Origin of the sequence: Pseudomonas sp. UBA3149, from assembly GCF_002364655.1 — a bacterium.
Classification (GTDB): domain Bacteria; phylum Pseudomonadota; class Gammaproteobacteria; order Pseudomonadales; family Pseudomonadaceae; genus Chryseomonas; species Chryseomonas luteola.
On record NZ_DEYV01000010.1, the window covers coordinates 130018 to 148945 of the forward strand.

Consider the following 18928-nt stretch of genomic DNA (forward strand, 5'->3'; position numbering starts at 1 on the left):
AGATCACTTCGGCCTAGAAAGCACAACACCGGCGCTGGGCCGGTGTTGTTGAATCTGGAGACAAGAGGACTCTTATTTTTATTTTTCTCTTGGCTCAGCTCAGAGCGATTAACGCGCTACAGCGTTAGTGCTCTTGGTCTGTGGTGCGTCGACGCGACCGTAAACGTCTTCGTAGCGAACGATATCATCTTCGCCCAGGTAGCCACCTGATTGTACTTCAATGATTTCCAGCGGTACCTTGCCAGGATTGGCCAAGCGATGTACAGACGTCATCGGCAAGTAAGTGGACTGGTTTTCGGTCAGCAGGAAGGTCTTGTCATCGCACGTGACCTGCGCTGTGCCAGAGACCACGATCCAGTGCTCGGCGCGGTGGTGGTGCATCTGCAGAGACAGCTGAGCGCCTGGTTTGACAGTGATACGCTTGACCTGGAAGCGCTGACCCATGTCGACGGAATCGTAAGAGCCCCAAGGACGGAACACTTCCAGATGGCTCTTGACCTCTTGGCGACCTTGCGCTTCGAGCTTGTTGACCACCTTCTTGACGTCTTGGACCTTATCCTTGTGTGCGATCATGACCGCATCTTTGGTCTCTACAACCACGACATCTTCGATGCCGATCAGGGAGACCAGCTTGTTGGTGCTGTGAACGAGGCAGTTACGGGCTTCGTGCAGAACCACGTCACCTTTGGTAACGTTGCCATCGCTATCCTTGTCATGCACATCCCAGATGGCTGACCAGGAGCCTACATCGTTCCAACCGGCAGACATTGGAACTACACAAGCGCGAGTGGTCTTTTCCATGACAGCATAGTCAATGGAGTTGTCCGGGCAGACGGCAAACGAGTTGCGGTCGATAATGATGTGATCGCCATCAACCTGGCTGCGCTCAAGCGCAAGCAGGCAGGTATCGTAAATATCAGGATCGTGCAGCTTCAGCTCTTCCAGGAAGCGGCTGGCGCGGAAGATGAACATACCGCTGTTCCAGTAGTAATCCCCAGATTCTACGTATTGGGTCGCGCGAATGGCGTCTGGCTTCTCTACGAAGCGCTCGACGCGATTGACCCCTTCAGGCAGGTTGGCTGAGTGGGTTGCCTTGATATAGCCGTAGCCGGTTTCCGGGCGCAGTGCAGGAATACCGAACAGCACCATTTCGCCTTTTTCAGCGGCTTCGGTGGCCGAATTCAAGGATGCTTTAAACGCATCGATATCTTCGATGACATGGTCTGCTGGCAGAACCAGCATCAGTTCATCTTTGCCATCGGCCAACAACTTCATGGCAGCAATCGCTACGGCAGGAGCCGTATTGCGACCAAACGGTTCCATGATCAAGGACTGAGGCTGGCACTTAACAGCCTTGAGCTGCTCCTCAACAATATAGCGGTGCTCGATATTGCAAACAATCAAGGGCTGCTGCATGCGTTCTTCGCAGGCCAGTCTTGATATGGTTTCCTGGAATAGGGTCTTTTCGCTTGCCAAAGCTAGGAACTGCTTTGGATACATTTTTCGAGATAGCGGCCAGAGTCGTGAACCGCTTCCCCCGGAAAGAATCACTGGAATCATGGCATTCTCCTTCAGCGCTTGCTGAGTTGTAGGTCGCAGTCCCTTCGGGCGGGACGAAGCGTCCGTGCTTCTAGTTCCTGCTTGAGCAGGGTTATGAAATAAAAAATAAAAGCCAGGCTAATTAGTTAGCTTTTTTAGTTACAAATTAATTACAGCTTATAGGCAGTACATCATCCCCAGGCTAATAAGCATTGAATTGCTCCACCCAAACGATGATCGTTACCGCTGATTAGAATGATAATTTAGGAAGATGGCTCGAATGATTCCTTTGTGCCATCAAGGTCTTCATTGACATAGTGCTCTTAAAAAAGTTCATTAAAGCCTAAGCACTCCAAAATGCCAGGGCAGGAATCAACTGTAGTAACGCTAGTTCCTCTGAGACTTCTTTTCTGTGAATCGTTCACCGAAAAAAGTGGCTTCTTTTCTTTTTGTGATCTGGGTCAAGCCACGAAGGAGAAAAGCAGCCCTTGTTTAGAGCTGCAAGAGAGGAGGTACGGCTAGGCGTGAGAGGCAGCGAAGATCTTTACAGGGGTACCTGTATAGGCCGCGGGAATTTGTGTTCTAGGCTCAATGGTCGCAATGACTACGTAAGTGGCGCCAGCTGCCTCAAGCGTTAAGGAGGTAATGATCCCTGACCTTGGCTGTTGCTCATCGAACAGATAAAAGTCGACTGACGAGCCTGGCAGAACAAGGCGATACTCATCGAATTCAAACCGTCCTTCGATGAGTGGTACTGTTCCGCTTTCTTTTATAAGCCCGGCGGCTCCTCTGCTTAGCCGTTTCTGGGCAAATGCCGAGTCGATCATATGACTGACGGTAACGTCATCATTAAAGCGATAAGCCTCAATCAGATATTGAAGCGCAGAAAGTTCTTTGGGGGCTAGGTTATAAAAGGCGCAACCCACCCGACCTGTATCCCGGTCAACTGATTTGATTTCAAATGTTACGTCAATAGCAAGACTAAGGGAGTTGATTGAAAAAAACAGTTTGCCCTTGAGGTTATCGCCAGTACGGGCGGTAATCGATTTTGAGATAAAGCTAAATCCGCCTATGGAAAGCTCAAGCAATTGATGCTCCATGCCTTCACGGTGGGCGCCTTGATACCGGATCCTGGCTGGTAGCTGAACGCGTAGGTGTTGCCTTTGTGTAGAACTGGTGTCGGGTGCGCTCATTGGATCTATCTCCATTGTAAAATTTTCATCTGCTTTAACAAAAGCAGGCAGGCGAAACTAAAGCATGATTAATAGGGAAGGCTTATATGAAGAAATTATCTGTTCATTTAAACAATATTGTCTCGCAGGAAGATCAATTTTTCCTGAGTAGAAGATTGTTCACTAAAAACATACCCTTCAACATCAAATGACTTTAAATCGGCAAGGTCTCGTAACCGGTTTTTTATAATGTAACGCGTCATGAGTCCGCGGGCTTTTTTTGCATAGAAGCTGATGATCTTGTATTGACCGCCTTTAAGATCCCTAAACTCGATATCGATAACGCGGCCCTTGAGTTGTGCACGTTTGACGGAGCCGAAATATTCGTTCGAGGCCAGGTTGATGAGAATATCGTCGCCCTGATTTTCCAACGCATCATTTAATCGCTGTGTGATGTGCGTGTCCCAGAAGGCGTAAAGGTCCTTGCCGCGTGAGTTGACCAGCTTGGTTCCCATCTCCAGCCGGTAGGGCTGCATAAGGTCCAGAGGACGCAAGATGCCATAAAGGCCGGACAGCATGCGCAAGTGTGTCTGGGCAAAGTCAAAGTCAGCGTCGTCGAAATCCTCAGCCGCTAAGCCGGTATAGACGTCACCCTTGAAGGCCAGTAGAGCCTGTTTGGCGTTTTCAGGCGTAAAGTCTGGAGACCAGCTGGCAAAGCGTGCAGCGTTAAGGCCGGCGATCTTGTCTGAAACTCCCATGAGTTTTGCGATATCGGCAGGCGAAAGCGTAACGAGCTGATTGATCAACGCTTGAGCGTCGTCGAGGCATTCAGGCTGTGTATAGCGCCGAGTGGCTGGCGGTGTTTCGTAGTCAAGGGTTTTGGCGGGTGAAATCACCATCAGCATGGTATAGAGCTCCTTTCGATTAACGGCTCATTGTAGGCCGTGCACAAAACGTAGCTCCAGTTGGAAAAAGCTATATGGCATATGAAGGTAGGAGGCTCTGTAAACAGCGGGTAAAAACTTTAGTACCACATCGGCAACGTTGCCAGTGGTATTAGCCAATAAGAAAAAAATGGTGTCCAGTTAGAAAAAAGGGGTTTTGCCTGCTCAAAGATTAGGGTATTACCAAGATGTCCGCTGCACGAACGGGGTTGCCCTTGAGTTGCAGGCTTGGCCCTGAAGCCCCGAGGTGTGGTGGCACCTTTCGCTGCGGAGCGCCGTATTGGCCTCCGTCGACTGGCCACAAGAGTCCCGTTGGGATTCTCGATGAGGTGAACGAGTATGGATGATCATGGACGCTCCCGCCCCACCCAGCCCACCCTCTATGTGCTCGACACCAACGTACTGATTCACGATCCTAATGCACTACTGAACTTCGAAGAACATCACGTTGCTATTCCGATGACGGTGTTGGAGGAGCTCGATAAGTTAAAAACCGGGAAACATAGCGTGGCTGCCGAGTGCCGTCAGGCGATTCGGCTGATTGATACCGTTCTTGCTGAGGCCTCTCCTCAGGATGTCGAAAAAGGTGTGCCCATACCGCGCGGCAAAGGGGAGACGAAAGGGTATTTCTCCATTCTGATGAACAAGCGGGCGGCCCCTGTTACCTGGCTGCCTGATAATCACAATGATAACCGCATCATCAATCAGCTGGTTGAACTGTGTACTCACCATCCCGGTGAGCGCGTAGTACTGGTAACCAAAGACATCAACATGCGTTTAAAGGCGCGGGGATGCGGGATTGATGCTGAGGATTACCATACCGATCAGCTGGTAGATGATATTGCACTGTTGTCGCGTGGCTATCACACCCTTGAAGGTTCTTTCTGGGATCGCGTCAGCAAGGTCGATTCACGGCAGGATGTAGGGCGCGTCTGGCATCGGGTACAGCTGTCCGATAGTTTGCCGCCAATGCACCTGAATGACTTCATTATCGACGAGCAGGGGTTCGTTGGTTGGGTCAAGGCTGTTCGGGATGATGAACTTATCATTCTCGATATGCATCAGGAGCCTCTGCTGCATCAAGAGGCCTGGGGTCTTCGACCTCGAGACATCTACCAAGGCCTAGCGTTGTTCGCTCTGTTGGATCCTGACATTCACTTGGTAAACCTGACCGGGGCAGCCGGGTCGGGGAAAACCATTCTTGCCCTGGCCGCAGCCATTGAGCAAACCATGGTTACCAAGCGTTATCGTCGAATCATCGCGACGCGTAGCGTTCAGGGACTGGATGAGGATATCGGCTTCCTACCCGGCACCGAGGCGGAAAAGATGGAGCCATGGCTGGGCGCCATTACCGACAACCTGGAAGCGCTGCATATGGATGATGAAAGTCCTCATAGCAGCGTCGACTACATCCTGAGTAAGGTGCCGCTTCAGTTCAAATCCTTGAATTACATTCGTGGGCGTAGTTTCCAGCAGAGTCTGATCCTTATTGATGAGTGCCAAAACCTTACGCCGCATCAGATGAAAACCATTATTACCCGCGCCGGTGCCGGCTCAAAAGTCATCTGTCTGGGTAACCTGGCGCAGATCGATACGCCGTATCTGTCAGCAACCAGTTCAGGATTGACGTATCTGAGCGAGCGTTTCAAGGGCTTCCCCCACGGGGTGCATATCACGTTGCAAGGCGTGCCTCGCTCGGTGCTGGCCGAGTACGCCGAAGCGCATATGTAATGACCTCCTGGCAGGAAACCGGCAAAGGATATTGCCAGTTTCCTGCTTATCCCGTTCGTCCATAGTAGAATCAAGGGCCTCTGTATAACGGAAGGCCAAACATGCTGACCCATCTTGATTCCCAGGGCCGCGCCAACATGGTGGACGTTACCGACAAGCAGGTAACGTTTCGTGAGGCTGTTGCTGAAGCACAAGTGCGCATGCTCCCTGAAACGCTGCAAATGATTCAGCAGGGCGGCCACCCGAAAGGTGACGTCTTTGCGGTGGCGCGTATAGCCGGTATTCAGGCGGCCAAGAAAACCCATGAATTGATCCCCTTGTGTCATCCGCTTCTGCTGACAGGCGTGAAAGTTGAGCTCACTGCCTGCGAGCCCGATAGCGTTCATATTCAGGCAACGTGCAAATTGTCAGGCCAGACGGGCGTGGAAATGGAAGCCTTGACTGCTGCCAGCGTGGCGGCCTTAACGATCTATGACATGTGTAAGGCTGTGGATCGGGGTATGAGTATCGAAGCGGTTCGTCTGCTGGAAAAGAAGGGTGGCAAGAGCGGCCATTTCAAAGTGGAGCACGACGCATGATCGAAGTGCATTATTTCGCACGGTACCGTGAAGCATTGCAATGCGAGCACGAGCGCATTCAATGGCAGGATGAATTTACTCAGCTAAACGATCTTCGTGCTCACCTGATCGCTAGAGGTGGGGTGTGGGCTGAAGTGTTAGGCGAGCGGAACCTGATGTGTGCACGTAACGAAGAGCTGTGCACATTGGATGAGCCGTTGGTTGACGGTGATCAAGTGGCTTTCTTCCCGACTGTAACGGGAGGTTAGACATGACCATACGAGTGCAGGCCGAGGCGTTCGACCCTGGCGTCGAAGCCAGCGCAATGCATGCGGCCAATGTAGGCGTAGGTGCCGTCGTAACCTTCATAGGCTATGTACGCGATTTCAATGACGGACTAGATGTATCCGGTCTTTATCTGGAGCATTTTCCTGGCATGACTGAAAAGTCGCTGGCGAAGATTGCTTATGAGGCAAGCTCTCGTTGGCCGCTACTCAAGGTGAATATCATCCATCGGGTAGGGCGTCTGGAGCCTGGTGAGCCCATCGTTTTCGTAGGTACGGCAAGCGCACATCGTCAGGCGGCGTTCGAAGCCTGTGCATTTATCATGGACTATTTGAAAACAAGGGCGCCTTTCTGGAAGAAGGAAGACACTCCCCAAGGCCCACGCTGGGTTGAAGGCAAGAGCAGCGATATCAGCGCTGCCCAGCGCTGGAAGTAGGCCCATGCTCTGACAGCGTAAAACCGGAGGGCAGGTATGGTTTGGCTGTGTGCGATGGGAGCCATTCTTGGGCTGGTACTTGTCATAAGCCTCTGTCAGCTGTGGCAATGGCTGAAGCTGACAGACAGCGCATTGACAGACGGGTATATCGTTTCTCTGGAAAAGGCCCCACTCTATCGGCTGACATTCAGCTATCAGGTCCAAGAGCAGCGCTACAGCCTGAACTTCCTGGATACGCTAATGGGGTATTCGTCTTCCAGTCTAAAAGCCTTGGCGGAGCAGGTAGCAGTAGGCGATAGGATCAAGGTTTACTATTGCACCAGCGACCCTTCGTTCTGTTGTGTGGGCTTTAAACCAACACACAGGAGTATCGTTAAGGTCTGGTTGTTGAACCTGTTGGCACCGCTGGCACCTTTTGGCTTTTGAGGCGCGCAAAGGGGAGCAGAGTGTTCGACTCCGCCCCCGAGTCGTCAGGAATGCTTGCGTGGGACTGGCTTGAGTAGCTCTGCCGGAGGCATATCACATGCGATTTTGCGGCCTAGCAATGTCTCGATTGGCGGTAGGGCAAATGCGTCGTCCTCGCCTGCAAAACTGATTGATATTCCGCTGGTACCTGCACGACCTGTACGTCCTATCCGGTGTACATAGTCATCTGGATCTTCCGGTAGCGTGAAATTGATAACGTGGCTAATGCCGTCGATATGAATGCCACGACCCGCGACATCTGTAGCGACCAGGACACGAATCTTGCCCTCACGGAAGCCTTCCAGCGTTCGGATCCGTTTATGCTGCGGAACATCGCCTGACATCTGCGCTGCACTGATGCCGTCTTTAGTCAGACGTTCCTCAATGCGACGCACCTCATCCTTGCGGTTGGCGAAAACCATCACGCGTTCCCAGTTGTTCTGGCTGATGAGGTTGTATAGCAAACGATACTTGTCATCTGAAGACACTGCATATACGCGTTGGTCAACGGTCTCGCTGGCTACGTTTTCAGGCTCGATTTCCACAATGGCTGGATCGACTGTCCACTGCTTGGCAAGGTTCATGACGTCCTCGGTAAAGGTGGCCGAGAACAGCAAGGTCTGACGTTCGTTCTTGTGGGGAGTCTGGCGAATAATCTGGCGGACCTGGGGGATAAAGCCCATGTCGAGCATGCGATCCGCCTCGTCCAGAACCAATACCTCCACCATATCCAGATGAACCTCGCCACGCTGGTTGAAGTCCAGCAAACGCCCTGGTGTTGCGACAAGGATATCGCAGAACCGCGACTCCAGTTGCTTGAGCTGTTTGTCGAAATCCATTCCGCCTACAAAGGTCATCACATTGAGGCCCGTGTACTTGGTCAGATTTTCTGCATCCTTGGCAATCTGTACGACCAGCTCTCGAGTCGGCGCAATAATAAGTGCACGTGGCTCACCCATGTAGCGCTCTTCAGGCGGCGGGGTGGTAAGCAGCTGGGTAATGGTCGAAATCAAAAACGCGGCTGTCTTGCCCGTCCCGGTTTGAGCTCGACCTATGGCATCTTGGCCTTTCAGTGTAAATCCCAGCACTTGTGCTTGGATGGGCGTGCAATAAGGAAAACCCAGGTCATGGATAGCATGCATCAGGCTGGGTGCAAGGTTGAAGTCGTGGAAGCGGACCTTGCCTTCCTGAGGCTCTACTGCAAAGTCATTAAGCGTCCAGTTGCTGACAGGCGCCTTGCGCTCGCGTCGTGGCTTTGGTGATCTGGTCGCTGCAGGTTTCCCGTTTTCTTTCTTCGGTGGCCTGGGCTGACGCTCGGCTTTCGCCTGAGTCGTGGGTTGTGCCTGTTCAGGCTGTAACGGGGTTTCGTCGCGCTGAAGGGGCGCAACCTTTTCAGGGGTGGGCTGAGGTGCTTGCGCATCTCCTTTGCCAAATAGTTTTTTTAGTGCCTTGAGCACGGTTTATCTCGTAATTTGAATAGAAATTAAGCCAGGAGTGTAAAGCAAGTTACGGGCCTGGCAAATGAGGCTTGATCGAGAGGAGGGAGGGGAGTGTTGCCTGTTTTAGCCAAACAGGCAATTTCTTCCGTTGCGCTTGGCTTCATAAAGCGCTTTATCTGCACGCTCTATGTGATTCTCGAGCGTATCCTGTTTATGCATTTCAGCCAAGCCGATTGAAATGGTAACGCCTGGTAATTTGCCGGCAGGAGAGTAAAAGTCGGCGATACTGGCAAGGCTTTCCCGCAAACGCTCGCCAATCATTCGAGCTTCAGGCTTATCCAGCTCGGGAAGCAGAATGACAAATTCTTCTCCACCGTAGCGCGACATGCTGTCCTTAGGCCTTAACTGGGAGCGCAGGGTATTGGCTACCATGCAAAGTGCGTAGTCGCCTGCCAGATGCCCATACGTATCGTTATAGCGTTTGAAATGATCCACATCGAGCATCAACAGGCAAAGCGGCTGCTGGTTGAATGCGCAGCGGGTACTTTCGCGCTCATAGAGTTGTTCAAGGCGCCTGCGATTGAACAGGCCGGTAAGCGTGTCGACATTCGCGTTGCGCTCGGTATCCAGAATGATTCGATTGTTCTGGCGGACACGCTCACACAGGATTTCAAGCAGGTTCTGAGTGGTTTTAGGAGAATGCTCCATCAGTTGAAACAGATCCTTGCGGTGCAGGCCTATGACTTCGCAGACTTCATCGGCGATCACGTACGCCGTTGGCTTGTAATTGTCGAGAAAGCTGACCTCACCTGCACAGTCGCCCTCACTCAGAACGGATACAGGTTGATTATCCAGCGACTCCAAATGAACCCTGAAGCGGCCCTGGACAATCATATAAAGGTAGTGATTATGTTCGCTGGGCGACAGAAGCATCTCGCCTGGGTTTAGAACACGCTTGGTCAGCGTGCGGGCCAGTTTTTCAAGGTGCGACAGATCAACATCCCGGAACAACCGTAGATGGCGTATATGCTGAAGGTTTTCCTGCCACTGAGGAATAGCCATCATCAGCATGGCATTACAAGGGTGAAAACGGCGCCAGAAGGCATGGTCGCTCCAAAACTACAGAAAGCGGACGTATAGAGATCACTTCTTGACTGAGATAAGTAAAGAAAGTTCTTCATCCATTGTTCAGTACTGTGAGCGTTATCTTGTTTTGTATATGAACTGGTACAAAGGCTCAACGACAACAGACGTTGAGCCGTCACTCTCAAGCCAAACGGTCCTGTAACCACTGAGCGATCAAGGCGATTTCTTCCTGTGTTACTTCATGGCCCATGGAATAGTCCTGCCATTGAACAGGCACCTGCTCCTTGGCGAGAAAGTCATAGGCTTCACGTCCCAACCCCAGCGGTACGACATCATCGAGCGTGCCATGAATGCATAGCACCGGAATGTCTCGCTGAGCCTCACTGGCAAGCGTTTCCTGGAAGCCGGGTGCATAGGTCGAAAGAGCCAGTACGCCACCCAGAGGTTTGTGGGCAATGGCGAAAGCAGTATGAAACACGACTGCTCCGCCTTGTGAAAAGCCTGCTAGCACAATGCGTCGGGCATCAATGCCCATGTCCATCTGCTGCGTGATCAACTCATCGACATAGCGGGCCGACTCATCCAGTTGTGAATGATCAATGGCGCGTGCAGGTGACATGGCCAGGATGTCGTACCAGGACGGCATGGCCCATCCGCCGTTGATACTGACTGGGCGTGAAGGGGCCTGAGGCAGTACAAAACGGGTCGTCGTGAGCACGCGCTGCACTATTTCGGCCACCGGCTGAAAATCATAACGATCTGCGCCCAGGCCGTGTAGCCAGATCACGCATGAGTCTGCGGGTTGGGGGGATTCGATGATCAGCGGAGTTATTTCAGGCATGTGTGCTCCATAAAAGTGCGTTCTGATCGGCAGCGGTAACAAATGGTGCGTTAAGAGGGTGTCGCATTTATATAAATTCTTTTGCAGTCTCAGTGAAGTTTACTAAGCCGCTTCGATTCTGCCATGTCGCTATAAGTGGTCCGCCTTTTGCTGTATCTGCAATGTGTGCTTTTTGATGCACCGACAGGTAACACAACGTTGTCATGTTGTCTGGTGTATTAAAGGCCACTCGGTCAAGCAAATAAAAACAAATATTTCCAGCAGCGAGCCGAGAGCGAAGGGGTTGAACCTCTCAATTCCTCGATGGTTCTTGCGATGTATACGTTGCTCTCATGGCTGCGTACAAGCCCTAAAGGGCAAGCGGGACCGGATGCTGACTTTTATAACAACTGGAGGTTATCGATGAAAATGGTGAAATCCACCCTGGCGATTCTGACCACTGCGGCTGTATTGGGTGTCAGTGGCTTCGCCCATGCAGGTGCGACCTTGGATGCCGTGAAGAAAAAGGGCTTCGTGCAGTGCGGTATCAGTGATGGTCTGCCTGGCTTCTCCTATGCAGAGGCGGGTGGCAAGTATGCAGGTCTTGATGTTGATGTATGCCGGGCAGTGGCTGCTGCCGTATTCGGTGACGCCGAGAAAGTCCGCTATTCACCATTGACTGCCAAGGAGCGCTTCACGGCGTTGCAGTCTGGCGAAATCGATATTCTCTCCCGTAATACTACCTGGACCAGTTCACGGGACGCTGGCATGGGTATGAATTTCACGGGCGTAACGTACTACGACGGCGTTGGTTTTTTGGTCAATAAGAAGCTAGGTGTTTCCAGCGCTAAAGAACTCGATGGTGCAACGATCTGCATTCAGGCGGGTACCACGACTGAACTGAACGTTTCTGACTACTTCCGTGCCAATGGTATGAAGTACACCCCGATCACTTATGATCGTTCTGACGAAAGCGCCAAGTCCCTTGAAGCCGGACGTTGTGACGTACTGACGTCCGATCAGTCTCAACTCTATGCCCAGCGTATCAAGCTAGCCAACCCGGACGATTACGTGGTTCTGCCAGAAGTGATCTCCAAGGAGCCTCTCGGTCCTGCTGTACGCCGAGGTGATGATGAATGGTTTGCCATTGCGAAATGGTCGCTATTCGCCATGATCGGCGCTGAGGAACTAGGTATTACCTCTGCCAACGTGGAAGACATGGCCAAGAACGCCAAGAATCCTGATGTGGCTCGTATGCTGGGTGCCGAAGGCAACTTTGGTAACGACCTGAAGCTGCCCAAAGATTGGGCGGTTCAGATTGTCAAGCAGGTTGGTAACTATGGCGAGGTCTTCGAGCGTAACGTCGGCATGGGTAGCGCGCTCAAGATCAAGCGCGGCCTGAATGCTCAATGGAACAAAGGCGGCATCCTGTACGCACCTCCCGTGCGCTGATTTGCCTATCGCCGCGGCCTGGTTAATAGCCAGGTCGCGGCGTTTTGTTTCATCGCATCTCGGAAAACATCATGTCTAAATCAATAGGCACGTCTGGGTCGTTGATCAACGATCCGCGCGCTCGCGCCTGGGCGTTTCAGATACTGGCTATTGTGGCGGTCGCTGCACTTGGCTGGTACTTATTCAACAACACACAAACCAACCTGGAACACCGGGGGATCACCTCCGGTTTTGCTTTTCTTGAGCATAGCGCAGGCTTTGGCGTTAGCCAGAGTCTGATCGACTACAAGGAATCGGATTCTTATGGCCGACTCTTTCTGGTCGGCCTGGCGAATACGCTTCTGGTATCCATCCTGGGTATCATCCTGGCCACTGTGCTGGGCTTTATCATCGGTATTGCTCGTCTTTCGCCGAACTGGCTGGTACGTAAACTCGCCGCGATCTATATCGAGACCTTTCGCAACATTCCGCCACTGCTCCAGATATTCTTCTGGTATTTCGCTGTGTTGCGTCTGGTGCCTGGACCCCGACAGAGTCTCAGCTTCTTCGACACGTTGTTTTTGAACAACCGAGGACTGTACGTTCCAGCACCCGTGTCGGCAGAAGGTGTCGTACCGTTCCTGGTGGCGATTGCGCTAGCTGTTGTGGCCAGTATTGCCCTGGCGCGCTGGGTAAAGGTTCGGCGTGACAGGACCGGAAGAGGCTTTCCGCTGCTGATCTCGATTATCGCTTTGCTGATCGTTCTGCCAGGTTTGGCAGCCCTGATATTTGGTGCACCGTTCCATTGGATCGTTCCGCAGCTCAAGGGCTTCAACTTTCAGGGCGGCTGGGTGGTGATTCCTGAGCTGTTCGCCTTGCTGGTGGCACTCTCCGTTTATACCGCAGCATTCATTGCTGAAACGGTTCGTTCGGGTATCCAGTCGGTGAGCCATGGGCAGACCGAAGCAGCCAATTCCCTGGGGCTGAAGCCTAGTCGGACGCTACGCCTGGTCATCATTCCCCAGTCCATGCGGGTCATCATCCCGCCACTGACCAGCCAATACCTTAACCTGACTAAGAACTCATCATTGGCTGCCGGTATTGGCTATCCGGACATGGTGTCGCTGTTTGCCGGTACGGTACTGAACCAGACCGGGCAGGCGATCGAGACCATTGCCATCACGATGTCAGTCTATCTGGTTATCAGCCTGAGCATTTCGCTGTTGATGAACGTGTACAACAAGCGAATGGCTTTGCGTGAGCGATAAGAGGCGATCATGACTACACATACGTTCAAACCTGATCTGCCGCCGCCGAATCGCTCGGTCGGTGCGTGGGCCTGGATGCGGGCCAATCTGTTTTCCAGCGTTTACAACACGCTGCTTACGTTACTTGCTCTGTATCTGGTCTGGCTGTTGGTTCCGCCCATGATCAAATGGGCTTTCCTGGATGCAACGTTCAGCGGGACCGAACGCTCCGACTGTACGCCAGGAGGCGCGTGCTGGGTATTCATCAAGATGCGCTTTGGTCAGTTCATGTACGGGTTTTACCCGCCGGAGCTGCGCTGGCGTGTGGATGTGGCGCTGGTGCTCGCGGTTTTGGGTGCTGCACCGCTGTTTATCAAGGCGATGCCCCGAAAGGTAGTTTATGGCATCGTTTTCCTGATCGTTTATCCCGTTGTTGCCTGGGTATTGCTGCATGGCGGCGTGCTGGGTCTCGACGCGGTGCCCACCAGCCGTTGGGGTGGCCTGACGCTGACACTGGTCATTGCCTCTGTCGGTATTGCCGGTGCGCTGCCGCTGGGTATATTCCTGGCATTGGGACGTCGTTCGGAGATGCCGGCCGTACGCGTGTTGTGCGTGACCTTTATCGAGTTCTGGCGGGGCATTCCGCTGATCACGGTGTTGTTCATGTCATCCGTCATGCTGCCGTTGTTCCTGCCTGAAGGCATGAGCTTCGACAAACTATTGCGGGCACTGATTGGCGTCATCCTGTTCCAGTCAGCTTACATTGCCGAAGTCGTGCGTGGTGGTTTGCAGGCGATCCCGAAAGGGCAGTACGAAGCGGCGTCAGCCATGGGACTGGGCTACTGGCGCGCCATGGGGCTGGTCATACTGCCTCAGGCATTGAAGCTGGTGATCCCGGGAATCGTGAACACGTTTATCGCGCTGTTCAAGGATACCAGTCTGGTGATCATCATTGGTCTGTTCGATCTCTTGAACAGCCTGCACCAGGCTACCGTTGATCCAGCCTGGCTGGGTATGTCGACCGAAGGCTATGTCTTTGGCGCATTGATTTATTGGGCTTTCTGTTTCGGTATGTCGCAGTACAGTCAGCGTCTGGAACGCCGTCTCGACACCGGCCATCGCCGCTAAGGAGCGAATCAGCATGAGTGAAAATGCCAAGACTCTGGGCATCGGTGACAAGATCATGATCCAGATGCAAGACGTGAACAAATGGTACGGTCAGTTCCACGTGCTTAAGGACATCAACCTGACGGTCCGACAGGGCGAGCGTATCGTGCTCTGCGGCCCGTCAGGGTCAGGCAAGTCGACCACGATCCGCTGTATCAACCGCCTGGAAGAGCATCAGAAGGGCAATATTGTCGTTGATGATGTAGAGCTCAATGGGGACCTGAAAAACATCGAGGCCATTCGCCGTGAAGTCGGGATGGTCTTCCAGCATTTCAATCTATTCCCTCATCTGACGGTACTGGAAAACTGTACGCTGGCCCCTATCTGGGTACGTAAGCTACCCAAGAAGGAAGCCGAAGAAGTCGCGATGCATTATCTGAAGCGCGTACGCATTCCAGATCAGGCTCACAAGTATCCAGGACAGCTCTCCGGTGGTCAGCAACAGCGTGTGGCCATTGCCCGTGCGTTGTGCATGAAGCCCAAGATCATGCTGTTTGACGAGCCTACCTCAGCGCTTGACCCGGAAATGGTAAAGGAGGTGCTCGATACCATGATCGGCCTTGCTCAGGATGGCATGACCATGCTGTGCGTGACTCACGAAATGGGCTTTGCCCGAACGGTAGCAAACCGTGTGATTTTCATGGACAAGGGTGAAATCGTCGAGCAGGCCCCGCCGGATCAGTTCTTCGATAATCCTCAAAACGAGCGTACCAAGCTCTTCCTGGGTCAGATCCTCCACTGATCCATCAAGAAAGGCGCCTCAGGGCGCCTTTCTTATTAGGCTGTCCTTTTATCGGGCCAAGCGGGAGAATACAGCTACGCTCTCTGGTTGAATGGCTTGCTGTACGTGGACGCTTTACCCTTATCCTTGACCATGACTCATCCGCTGCGGCCGTGGTTCGTCTATCTGGTCAGAGCTGAAAATGGCTCACTCTACTGCGGCATCAGCGATGACCCTCAACGCCGTTTCAAGGCTCACCAGCAAGGCAAGGGGGCTCGCTTTTTTCATTCAAGTCCTGCCAAGGCACTGGTCTATACGGAGCCGTGTGTAGACAAATCTGCAGCGCTTCGCCGTGAACGCGCCGTTAAAAAACTCAAAAAGAACATCAAGGAAGCCATGATAGTGGCTCAGGGAGGATAGTCTTTAAGGGGGAGGGCGGTTACTCTGCGCTTCTCCAATAAGAGGACGTGCGCATGACCGATCTCATCCTGCATCACTACTGGACCTCTCCTTTTGCCGAGAAAGTGCATCTGCTGATGGGATTCAAGCAGCTGTCCTGGCGCTCCGTCATTATTCCCCGTGTCATGCCAAAGCCGGATCTCACCGCATTGACCGGCGGCTATCGCAAGACGCCTGTGCTTCAGGTCGGGGCGGATATCTATTGTGATACGGCGCTGATCGCGCAGCGCCTGGAGCAGGCTAAGGCCACTCCCACGCTCTTTCCAGAGGGCCAGGAGTTTGCCTGTCGCGCCTTTGCAGCCTGGGCCGATAGTGTAGTGTTCCAGCACGCCGTGGCACTGATTTTCCAGCCCGACGTCATCGCCGAGCGCATGGCCAATGTTCCGCCTGAGCAGGCTCACGCGTTCATGGCGGACCGTAAGGCGCTTTTTGAAAAGGGAAATGCACCTCGGGTTACGGCAAGGCAGGCGGCCCAACATTGGCCCACCCTAATGGCACGACTTGAGGAGCAATTGGCGCGCAGCAGTGGCGAATACCTCTTCAATGCTCCCTCTATCGCAGATTTCTCGCTGGCGCATTGCCTCTGGTTTTTGCAGTCAGCTCGCCAGACTGCGCCTCTGGTGGACACTTATCCTGAAGTATCCACCTGGCTAGGTCGAGTGCTGGGATTCGGTCATGGCACTTATTCCGACCTGAGCGCAGAGGAGGCCATACGCATTGCGTATGATTCCGATCCTGCCCCTATTCCAGAAGGGGAAATGTTCTTGCCGGCGGGCCTTGCTCAAGGCGATCGTGTAGCGGTTTCAGCTCAGGATTATGGACTGGAGGAGGTAGAAGGTGAATTGCTCTATGCCGGGACAGAGGAAGTAATTCTAAGACGTGAGGACGAGCGTGCCGGCATTGTCCATGTTCACTTTCCCAGGATAGGATTCAATATCGAAACGCGATGAGGCTGACAGGCAGAGCGATCAGGGCTGTCACTCTGCCTGGCGGTCAGTCCTTGCGGCGCTTGATCTGATCTTTTAGCTGGGTAGGGACTTGTCGGATGATCAATACGTCCTGAGACTCGTCGTACTCTACCTTGGAGCCAAGCAGGTGAGCCTCGAAGCTGATGGATAGTCCCTCGGCGCGCCCCGTAAAGCGGCGGAATTGGTTGAGGGTGCGCTTGTCTGCAGGGATTTCAGGCGCAAGTCCGTAGTCCTTGTTGCGGATGTAATCATAGAAGGCCTTGGGCTGCTCTTCACTCATCAGCTCCGACAGTTCATCCAGGGCAATGGGCTCGCCAATACGGGCCTGGGTGCTGGCATAGTCGACCAGGGTGTCGGTTTTTTCCTTGGCTTTCTCCTCAGGCAGGTCTTCGCTTTCTACATAGTCGCTAAAGGCCTTGAGCAGGGTGCGCGTCTCGCTGGGCGCATCGACACCTTCCTGGCAGCCAATGAAGTCACGAAAATAATCCGAGACCTTCTTGCCGCCCTTGCCCTTGATAAAGGAGATGTATTGCTTGGACTGCTTGTTATTACGCCATTCGGAAATATTGATGCGTGCCGCCAAATGAAGCTGCCCGAGGTCCAGGTGTTTGGCGGGCGCTACGTCCAGGGTGTCGGTTACGGTTACGCCTTCACTATGATGCAGCAGGGCAATGGCAAGGTAATCCGTCATGCCTTGCTGATAATGGGCAAGGAGAACATGGCCGCCTGTTGAAAGGTTTGAGCCTTCCATAAGCTGCTTGAGGTGCTCGACGGCCTGCTGGCTGAATGCAACAAAGTTCTTGCCGCCGTCCAGATACTCATTGAGCCAGCCACTGAAGGGATAGGCACCAGACTCCTCGTGGAACAGCCCCCAGGCCTTGTTGGGTTTGGCGTTATAGCTTTCGTTGAGATCGGCCATCAGGTTTTCGATGGCCTGGGATGCCTCGAGCTCGGCTTCACGGGCATGCAGCGTAGCGGGCTGACCGTCGGGTTTCTTGTCGATCAGGTGAACGATAGCATGGCGAATGGGCATGGGACTCTCTATCAATGAAGCGCAGGCGACATTGCCGCGAAAATCAGATGTGGCCTGATAGTGTACCGCACCCGTGCGACGGGCTTAATCGGCATTCTTGATCCAGCGTGTGCGGCGCCATTGGTCTTGAGCATCCGGTGAAAGAAAAGTCCAGGCCACCAGCCGGCTGCGTTTCTGACCTTGGGACATGTCGATCGTACGGATATCTACCGCATGGACCTGCTTTAGAGCAGCCACCAGACTGTCGACATTAGAGACCTTGGACACCAGAGTACTAAACCAGAACACCTGCGGACCATAGCAGGCACTGTCTTCTGCCAAGGTGCGTACAAAGCGGGCTTCACCGCCCTTGCACCATAGCTCAGCGCCCTGACCGCCGAAGTTGAGTACGGGCAATTTGCGCTTCGGGTCCAGTTTGCCAAGGTTTTTCCACTTGCGCTGACTGCCGCTGCGCGCTTCTTCCAGAGAGGTGTGAAAGGGCGGATTGCAGAGAGTTATATCGAAACGATCATCTGGGGCGATGATGTTTCGAAACGTGCGGTTCGGCTCGGTCTGCTGCCGTAACGATATAGCCTTGGTCAGCTGATTGCCTTGCAGGATGGTCTTGGCGGAGGCCAGCGCCGTTGCGTCGATATCGGCCCCAACGAAATGCCAGCCGTACTCGTGATGGCCAATCAGCGGATAGATGCAGTTGGCGCCAACCCCTATATCCAGCGCCTTGATCATAGCGCCACGAGGAACAATACCCTCATTACGTTCAGTCAGCAGGTCTGCCAAGGAATGAACATAATCGGCGCGGCCTGGAATAGGGGGGCATAAATAGCCTTCCGGGATGTCCCAGTGGGCAATTCCATAATATTGCCGGAGCAGGGCGCGATTGAAGACTTTGACAGCGGTAGGATCGGCAAAGTCGATGCTTTGCTTGCCGTAGGGGTTGATGATGACGAAGGGCGCCAGTTCAGGGCAGGCCTTAATCATCTTGGCAAAATCATAGCGCCCCTGGTGACGGTTGCGGGGATGCAGAACCCCTTTATTCAGGTTGGGGGCAGCGGGGCGCTTGGGTGGCTGAGTCATGAAAAGGCTCGAACGATTAGGGGTAGCCCAGCAGGGCTTTTATGGTGGGGAGGTTGGAGCGGATCCAGCGCTTATCGATAGCGCCCCAATCACGGATGACATAATGTCCTGCATGGTTGCGAGCGCCTTCGGTCTGCTCAAATGCACAGTCGATATCCAGATCGCTCAACGCCGAAAGGGTGTCCTGTGCAGTACGTCTGGGCATGCCTGTCGCTTCCATCAGGGCCGGTACACTCGTTGCGACTCCAGAGTCGACCAGCCAGGCGACGTACAGGCGGCGGTAGAAGCTTGTCTTGGTTTTGCTTACGTCCATTGTCCAATCCTTGAGCATCCATCGATAACAAATCAAAAGGC

The 18928-nt window shown here is 53.3% G+C and carries 20 protein-coding genes; 11 read left to right on the forward strand and 9 right to left on the reverse strand.

What is annotated here, in order from left to right; translation table 11 throughout:
- Window positions 1-108 precede the first annotated feature (108 nt).
- From B3729_RS06530 to yaaA, 3 genes are all read right to left on the reverse strand, one after another.
- Window positions 109-1560: a mannose-1-phosphate guanylyltransferase/mannose-6-phosphate isomerase gene (locus tag B3729_RS06530; RefSeq protein ID WP_074824873.1), complete on the reverse strand. Its 1452-nt coding sequence runs from the start codon at window positions 1558-1560 to the stop codon at window positions 109-111.
- A 497-nt stretch (window positions 1561-2057) separates the two neighbouring features.
- Window positions 2058-2732: a PilZ domain-containing protein gene (locus tag B3729_RS06535; RefSeq protein WP_286787439.1), complete on the reverse strand. Its 675-nt coding sequence runs from the start codon at window positions 2730-2732 to the stop codon at window positions 2058-2060.
- A gap of 107 nt (window positions 2733-2839) precedes the next feature.
- Window positions 2840-3616 carry a peroxide stress protein YaaA gene (gene yaaA, locus B3729_RS06540; RefSeq protein ID WP_010795364.1) on the reverse strand — a complete coding sequence of 259 codons (777 nt, stop codon included), beginning with the start codon at window positions 3614-3616 and terminating at the stop codon, window positions 2840-2842.
- A gap of 378 nt (window positions 3617-3994) precedes the next feature.
- Here yaaA and B3729_RS06545 point away from each other — a divergent pair, with 378 nt between their 5' ends.
- The 5 genes from B3729_RS06545 (at window position 3995) to B3729_RS06565 (ending at window position 7090) form a co-directional block, all read left to right on the forward strand.
- Window positions 3995-5386 carry a PhoH family protein gene (locus B3729_RS06545; RefSeq protein ID WP_286787440.1) on the forward strand — a complete coding sequence of 464 codons (1392 nt, stop codon included), beginning with the start codon at window positions 3995-3997 and terminating at the stop codon, window positions 5384-5386.
- Window positions 5387-5487: 101 nt separating this feature from the next.
- Complete coding sequence (moaC, locus tag B3729_RS06550) at window positions 5488-5964, forward strand: cyclic pyranopterin monophosphate synthase MoaC (RefSeq protein ID WP_010795362.1); 477 nt, start codon at window positions 5488-5490, stop codon at window positions 5962-5964.
- Window positions 5961-6212 carry a MoaD/ThiS family protein gene (locus tag B3729_RS06555; RefSeq protein WP_150346831.1) on the forward strand — a complete coding sequence of 84 codons (252 nt, stop codon included), beginning with the start codon at window positions 5961-5963 and terminating at the stop codon, window positions 6210-6212. The genes moaC and B3729_RS06555 overlap by 4 nt, the downstream gene beginning before the upstream one ends.
- Before the next feature lie 2 nt (window positions 6213-6214).
- Window positions 6215-6664 (forward strand): molybdopterin synthase catalytic subunit MoaE, encoded by a 450-nt coding sequence (moaE, locus tag B3729_RS06560; RefSeq protein WP_286787441.1) that lies wholly within the window; start codon window positions 6215-6217, stop codon window positions 6662-6664.
- Between the two features lie 36 nt (window positions 6665-6700).
- Complete coding sequence (locus B3729_RS06565) at window positions 6701-7090, forward strand: DUF3592 domain-containing protein (RefSeq protein ID WP_010795359.1); 390 nt, start codon at window positions 6701-6703, stop codon at window positions 7088-7090.
- A gap of 44 nt (window positions 7091-7134) precedes the next feature.
- On the opposite strand, the gene rhlB is transcribed toward B3729_RS06565, so the two are convergent.
- The 3 genes from rhlB to B3729_RS06580 form a co-directional block, all read right to left on the reverse strand.
- Window positions 7135-8586, reverse strand: coding sequence for an ATP-dependent RNA helicase RhlB (rhlB, locus tag B3729_RS06570; protein WP_286787442.1), 1452 nt, complete (start codon window positions 8584-8586; stop codon window positions 7135-7137).
- Window positions 8587-8691: 105 nt separating this feature from the next.
- Entirely contained in the window at window positions 8692-9630 is a 939-nt protein-coding gene (locus B3729_RS06575) for a GGDEF domain-containing protein (RefSeq protein WP_286787695.1), read from the reverse strand.
- 205 nt (window positions 9631-9835) lie between these two features.
- Window positions 9836-10495, reverse strand: a complete 660-nt coding sequence (locus tag B3729_RS06580) for an alpha/beta hydrolase (RefSeq protein ID WP_286787443.1) — start codon at window positions 10493-10495, stop codon at window positions 9836-9838.
- 402 nt (window positions 10496-10897) lie between these two features.
- Here B3729_RS06580 and B3729_RS06585 point away from each other — a divergent pair, with 402 nt between their 5' ends.
- From B3729_RS06585 to B3729_RS06610, 6 genes are all read left to right on the forward strand, one after another.
- A complete protein-coding gene (locus B3729_RS06585; RefSeq protein WP_074824850.1) occupies window positions 10898-11926 on the forward strand; it encodes an amino acid ABC transporter substrate-binding protein in 1029 nt (342 codons plus the stop codon).
- A gap of 71 nt (window positions 11927-11997) precedes the next feature.
- Complete coding sequence (locus B3729_RS06590) at window positions 11998-13173, forward strand: amino acid ABC transporter permease (RefSeq protein ID WP_286787444.1); 1176 nt, start codon at window positions 11998-12000, stop codon at window positions 13171-13173.
- Between the two features lie 9 nt (window positions 13174-13182).
- Window positions 13183-14280: an amino acid ABC transporter permease gene (locus B3729_RS06595; RefSeq protein WP_286787445.1), complete on the forward strand. Its 1098-nt coding sequence runs from the start codon at window positions 13183-13185 to the stop codon at window positions 14278-14280.
- 13 nt (window positions 14281-14293) lie between these two features.
- On the forward strand, window positions 14294-15061 hold the full coding sequence (locus tag B3729_RS06600; RefSeq protein ID WP_010795352.1) for an amino acid ABC transporter ATP-binding protein: 768 nt from the start codon (window positions 14294-14296) through the stop codon (window positions 15059-15061).
- Window positions 15062-15193: 132 nt separating this feature from the next.
- Complete coding sequence (locus B3729_RS06605; protein ID WP_286787696.1) at window positions 15194-15460, forward strand: GIY-YIG nuclease family protein; 267 nt, start codon at window positions 15194-15196, stop codon at window positions 15458-15460.
- A gap of 53 nt (window positions 15461-15513) precedes the next feature.
- Window positions 15514-16449, forward strand: coding sequence for a glutathione S-transferase family protein (locus tag B3729_RS06610; protein ID WP_286787446.1), 936 nt, complete (start codon window positions 15514-15516; stop codon window positions 16447-16449).
- Window positions 16450-16492: 43 nt separating this feature from the next.
- Here B3729_RS06610 and yejK read toward each other — a convergent pair whose 3' ends face one another.
- The 3 genes from yejK to B3729_RS06625 form a co-directional block, all read right to left on the reverse strand.
- On the reverse strand, window positions 16493-17500 hold the full coding sequence (gene yejK, locus B3729_RS06615) for a nucleoid-associated protein YejK (protein WP_286787447.1): 1008 nt from the start codon (window positions 17498-17500) through the stop codon (window positions 16493-16495).
- An 84-nt stretch (window positions 17501-17584) separates the two neighbouring features.
- A complete protein-coding gene (gene rlmF / locus B3729_RS06620; protein ID WP_286787448.1) occupies window positions 17585-18574 on the reverse strand; it encodes a 23S rRNA (adenine(1618)-N(6))-methyltransferase RlmF in 990 nt (329 codons plus the stop codon).
- Between the two features lie 16 nt (window positions 18575-18590).
- On the reverse strand, window positions 18591-18887 hold the full coding sequence (locus B3729_RS06625; protein WP_010795347.1) for a winged helix-turn-helix domain-containing protein: 297 nt from the start codon (window positions 18885-18887) through the stop codon (window positions 18591-18593).
- Window positions 18888-18928: the final 41 nt, after the last annotated feature.

Coding starts and splice junctions, on each gene's coding strand:
- B3729_RS06580 (WP_286787443.1), bottom strand. CDS start 10,495: ATGCCTGAAATAACTCCGCTGATCATCGAATCCCCCCAACCCGCAGAC.
- B3729_RS06530 (WP_074824873.1), bottom strand. CDS start 1,560: ATGATTCCAGTGATTCTTTCCGGGGGAAGCGGTTCACGACTCTGGCCG.
- rlmF (WP_286787448.1), bottom strand. CDS start 18,574: ATGACTCAGCCACCCAAGCGCCCCGCTGCCCCCAACCTGAATAAAGGG.
- B3729_RS06590 (WP_286787444.1), top strand. CDS start 11,998: ATGTCTAAATCAATAGGCACGTCTGGGTCGTTGATCAACGATCCGCGC.
- moaC (WP_010795362.1), top strand. CDS start 5,488: ATGCTGACCCATCTTGATTCCCAGGGCCGCGCCAACATGGTGGACGTT.
- moaE (WP_286787441.1), top strand. CDS start 6,215: ATGACCATACGAGTGCAGGCCGAGGCGTTCGACCCTGGCGTCGAAGCC.
- B3729_RS06625 (WP_010795347.1), bottom strand. CDS start 18,887: ATGGACGTAAGCAAAACCAAGACAAGCTTCTACCGCCGCCTGTACGTC.
- B3729_RS06605 (WP_286787696.1), top strand. CDS start 15,194: ATGACTCATCCGCTGCGGCCGTGGTTCGTCTATCTGGTCAGAGCTGAA.
- B3729_RS06595 (WP_286787445.1), top strand. CDS start 13,183: ATGACTACACATACGTTCAAACCTGATCTGCCGCCGCCGAATCGCTCG.
- B3729_RS06565 (WP_010795359.1), top strand. CDS start 6,701: ATGGTTTGGCTGTGTGCGATGGGAGCCATTCTTGGGCTGGTACTTGTC.
- B3729_RS06600 (WP_010795352.1), top strand. CDS start 14,294: ATGAGTGAAAATGCCAAGACTCTGGGCATCGGTGACAAGATCATGATC.
- B3729_RS06610 (WP_286787446.1), top strand. CDS start 15,514: ATGACCGATCTCATCCTGCATCACTACTGGACCTCTCCTTTTGCCGAG.
- yejK (WP_286787447.1), bottom strand. CDS start 17,500: ATGCCCATTCGCCATGCTATCGTTCACCTGATCGACAAGAAACCCGAC.
- yaaA (WP_010795364.1), bottom strand. CDS start 3,616: ATGCTGATGGTGATTTCACCCGCCAAAACCCTTGACTACGAAACACCG.
- B3729_RS06535 (WP_286787439.1), bottom strand. CDS start 2,732: ATGAGCGCACCCGACACCAGTTCTACACAAAGGCAACACCTACGCGTT.
- B3729_RS06545 (WP_286787440.1), top strand. CDS start 3,995: ATGGATGATCATGGACGCTCCCGCCCCACCCAGCCCACCCTCTATGTG.
- B3729_RS06555 (WP_150346831.1), top strand. CDS start 5,961: ATGATCGAAGTGCATTATTTCGCACGGTACCGTGAAGCATTGCAATGC.
- B3729_RS06585 (WP_074824850.1), top strand. CDS start 10,898: ATGAAAATGGTGAAATCCACCCTGGCGATTCTGACCACTGCGGCTGTA.
- B3729_RS06575 (WP_286787695.1), bottom strand. CDS start 9,630: ATGGCTATTCCTCAGTGGCAGGAAAACCTTCAGCATATACGCCATCTA.